This is a genomic window from Clostridioides sp. ES-S-0006-03 (assembly GCF_020662275.1).
GTDB lineage: Bacteria > Bacillota > Clostridia > Peptostreptococcales > Peptostreptococcaceae > Clostridioides.
On sequence record NZ_JADGMM010000030.1, the window covers coordinates 1 to 3,620 of the forward strand.

At 26.8% G+C, this 3,620-nt stretch carries 6 protein-coding genes; all 6 read left to right on the forward strand.

Annotated elements, in window-relative coordinates; all coding sequences use genetic code 11:
• Window positions 1-300 precede the first annotated feature (300 nt).
• Genes IR151_RS19780 through IR151_RS19805 form a run of 6 tightly spaced genes read left to right on the forward strand, consistent with a single transcriptional unit; the run spans window position 301 to window position 3,493 of the window.
• Window positions 301-972, forward strand: a complete 672-nt coding sequence (locus IR151_RS19780) for a hypothetical protein (protein ID WP_227437659.1) — start codon at window positions 301-303, stop codon at window positions 970-972.
• Window positions 973-988: 16 nt separating this feature from the next.
• Window positions 989-1,279, forward strand: coding sequence for a hypothetical protein (locus tag IR151_RS19785; protein ID WP_227437661.1), 291 nt, complete (start codon window positions 989-991; stop codon window positions 1,277-1,279).
• Window positions 1,279-1,461 (forward strand): hypothetical protein, encoded by a 183-nt coding sequence (locus IR151_RS19790; RefSeq protein WP_227437663.1) that lies wholly within the window; start codon window positions 1,279-1,281, stop codon window positions 1,459-1,461. Before IR151_RS19785 ends, IR151_RS19790 begins: the two co-directional genes overlap by 1 nt.
• 33 nt (window positions 1,462-1,494) lie before the next feature.
• A complete protein-coding gene (locus tag IR151_RS19795) occupies window positions 1,495-2,952 on the forward strand; it encodes a hypothetical protein (protein WP_227437665.1) in 1,458 nt (485 codons plus the stop codon).
• Window positions 2,953-2,969: 17 nt separating this feature from the next.
• On the forward strand, window positions 2,970-3,296 hold the full coding sequence (locus IR151_RS19800) for a hypothetical protein (protein WP_227437667.1): 327 nt from the start codon (window positions 2,970-2,972) through the stop codon (window positions 3,294-3,296).
• A gap of 26 nt (window positions 3,297-3,322) precedes the next feature.
• Window positions 3,323-3,493 (forward strand): hypothetical protein, encoded by a 171-nt coding sequence (locus IR151_RS19805; protein WP_227437668.1) that lies wholly within the window; start codon window positions 3,323-3,325, stop codon window positions 3,491-3,493.
• Window positions 3,494-3,620: the final 127 nt, after the last annotated feature.

Sequence of the window (3,620 nt, forward strand, 5' to 3'; positions counted from 1 at the left end):
ACTCAAAAATAGACCTTTTAAACTGGATGATGTAACCAATACAGAGTATAGAAAAGCAGTAAAGGATTATATAGATGCAATAGAGTAAGACATAAAATAGTAAAGCTTTTAGTAACTGTTCTTAAAGGATAGGTTACTTTTTAAAATAGAAAGATGATTAAATTTGAATGTTTCTTTTAATATAGAATTTAAAATAATTTCTTTATAAATATGTGAAAATAAGTAAAATAAATAGAATTAGAACTTTTTAGTAGCCTATTCTTTAAAAATGGTTACTTAAAGTAGAAAGGTGATATTTTTATGATAGAAAAATTAAACGAAAATGCAAGTTTAAGTCAACTTATAACAGCCTTTGGGGATGTAAAAAATGAATTGCAAATTGGCAAAAATAATATAGCAAACACATTGGGAAGCCCTTTTACTGGGACAGATAAGTTAAACATAACTAAAACAAAAATAGAAACATTAAAAAATACTTTTGCAACAAATTTGACAAATAAAAATGTTTCTGCAAATAAAACTGAAAGTATGCAAAATTTAATAGATAAAGTGTCAAGCATAAAAAATATAATAAAAACAGCAAAGAGCGGAAATAATACAGTTTCTTTAGGTAAAACGTATGTACGTTCTTATGAAAATGCAGATTATTATTGGACATGGAGTACTCTTACTGTAAATTCTTTAGCTTTTAAACCTAATTTAGTTTTTATGTATGCAAAGAATTATAACAATGAATATATAACAATATCCTTTGATTCCACAATGGAAGCGAAACCTTACTTGTTACTCTGCACAGACAGACAATCACATCCTAGTACTAGAACGTCTGTCTATCAAGCGAAAGGTGTGGAAATGGACATTGATAGTGGTTCTTCAGTTGGACATTTTAATAATGGTTTTAGACTACCATTTGCTTACGAAGGTTCTGGCTTAAGTGCTGAAATTGATTGGTTTGCTATAAAGTACGAATAAAAAAGGAGGACTAAAAATGGAAATAGGAAGAAGAATAATCTTTGACCAAGACGGAGAAATAATTGCAATATATGGAGAAATGGAAGGAGATATTATACCAAGAAAGACTATAACAAAAATAGATTATATTGACATTCCTTTTAAATCAATAGCTGATAATTGTTATATAGAAAAGATAGATGTAGTTAATAATGTACCAATCATAAAAGAGATAAAAAGAGAATTAACAGAAGAACAAAAGAGAATACAAGAATTAGAAAATCAGATTTTATTAAATGAAAATGAAAAAGTAGGAGGATTATTATAATGAATATAAATAATGTTGTAGTAAGGATATTGGCAGAGAGGATTTTAAATAAAGGATTGAACCCTTTGAAAAATCGAGAATTTGAATTAGATGATGTGACTAACATAGATTACAGGACAGCAGTAGAAGATTATATAATTAAAGAAAGTGGAGTAGTAGAAGGAACAGAACCAACAAAGTAGGTTCTTTTTTTTATTGGAAAGAGGTGATTTAATTTGATATACAAAGATTTACTTAAAAATCTTGATGATATAGAAAATTTAAAAGAAGTTGAAAATTTAAAATGTACTACTAATACAGGTGAATATACAATAGAAAATAGTAAGAAAGGTTATATAACTAACTTAAATATAGAAGGAAAAACACTAGTTAATTTAGCTAATCCAAACAACATAGCTATAACAGAAGGTTTGCGATATTTAAATCCATTTAAGTACATTGGAAAAGGAAAAGAATATACATTTGTTAATTTAAGTAATAAAGAAATATACTATTTTCACAATAATGTAATTAAATTTAAAATGAATCCAGATAGTAAAACTCTATATACTATAGACATAGATATAACTGATACTAACTGTCTTTGTGTAGCCCACAGTGAAAAGGGCTGGGGAGAAACTGATATAGATAAACAAGAGTTTACTAAGTCAGTGATAATTTTAGAAGGTGATTATACAAGTGTAGATATTAATTATTTTGAAGGGCTACAAAGTGTTGGCCAAGGAGATAATATAGAAATTATATCTTGTAAAGAAGATATGAGTTTGTTTGATAAAAAAGTAATTCCATATACACTTAGAGGATTACCAGATGGTACAAGAGATGAAATAGTTTATAAAGATAGTTGTTATAAGTTAATACAAAGATGCGAAGAAATCACATTAGATGGTCAAAGTTTTTGGTCTGAATTTACAGCTAATTCAAATGATGCAACCTTGTTATTTAAAAATCCTATAGGTAAAAGTGAATCTAATAATACAAACTTATATTGTGATATGTTTAAACCAATAGTAATATTTGATGCAACTAATACTGTTGAAGGAGTTTATGAGACGTCTAGTAATATTTGGGTAAGAATTTTTAAAAATAGGTTAGCAACCCCAAATTTAGAGGGTTTTAATTCATGGCTAAACGATAACAAAGTTACTTTAGTAAGAGCTTTGAAAGAGCATAAAGAGATAGATGTCTCTTCAATAAATTTAGAACAATATGACAATAAGACTAAATTTATTTGTAATTCTAATGTTATACCTAGTATTGGTTTTGAATGTACTCAAAATTTAGGAAGTCAAATAGAAGCTATTAAAAGTAGTATAAAAAATATAAATCATATCCAGTCTAGCCCTAGAATTATGGATTTATCTAATAAACTTCTAAATGGATGGAAGAGAACTGTTTCAGATAATGGAGGATTTATAATAAGTAAAAATGGTAATCAAGTTAGTTTTCACATGAGAATAACCAGTGGAGCAACAACAGATGGTACAACTTTATTAAAATTACCAAACGGATTTATACCTAAAAACTTTTACGTATTTCCAGTTTTTACAACTCAAAGTAATCAATTGGTTCAAGGTTTTATATTTTTTAATTTTGGAAACGGACATCTTCAAACTACACAATTAGGTAGTAATGCAGATATATATAGTCATGGAACTTATTTCATTGAATAAGAAAGGAAATTTTATATATGAATATAGAAGAAAAGAAAAATATTTTAATAGAATATGGTTTTGAAGATGATTTAAATAATATAAATGATTATTTCATTACAGAAGATAAACAATTATTTACTCCAATCATAAAAGGTGGAGAGCTAATTAAGACAGGCGAAGAAGTCTACAATGAATGGTTGGAGTTACAAAAGAATCCGCCTAATTCAGAACCATCAATTGAAGAAATAAATGCAAATAAAATTACAATTTTAATAGAAAATCAAAAGGAGCAAGACAATCTTTTAATAGATAATGCTTATAGAATCGCTATGTTAGAACTTAACACAAACAATGTGTTATAAAATTATAAAAACTTGGAGGAAAGAATATGTATAATATTTTAAAAAGAATGATTGAACAAAAAAACTTTGAGACTAAAGAAGAGTTACAAACTAAGCTAGATGTATTCTATGCAATGAATAGAATAAAAGAAAGTGAATATACAGAGTTAACAAATTTATTAATTAAAGAAGAAACACAAGTAGAGCCAACAGTATAGGTTCTTTTTGGTACTATAAAAGTGTAATTGTTTACATCGGAAACGATGATACATTTGCACTTATTTTAATTTATAATATAGGTGTAATTTGTTTGACGAGGTTCTTTTTGGATTAGTAACATCCGGA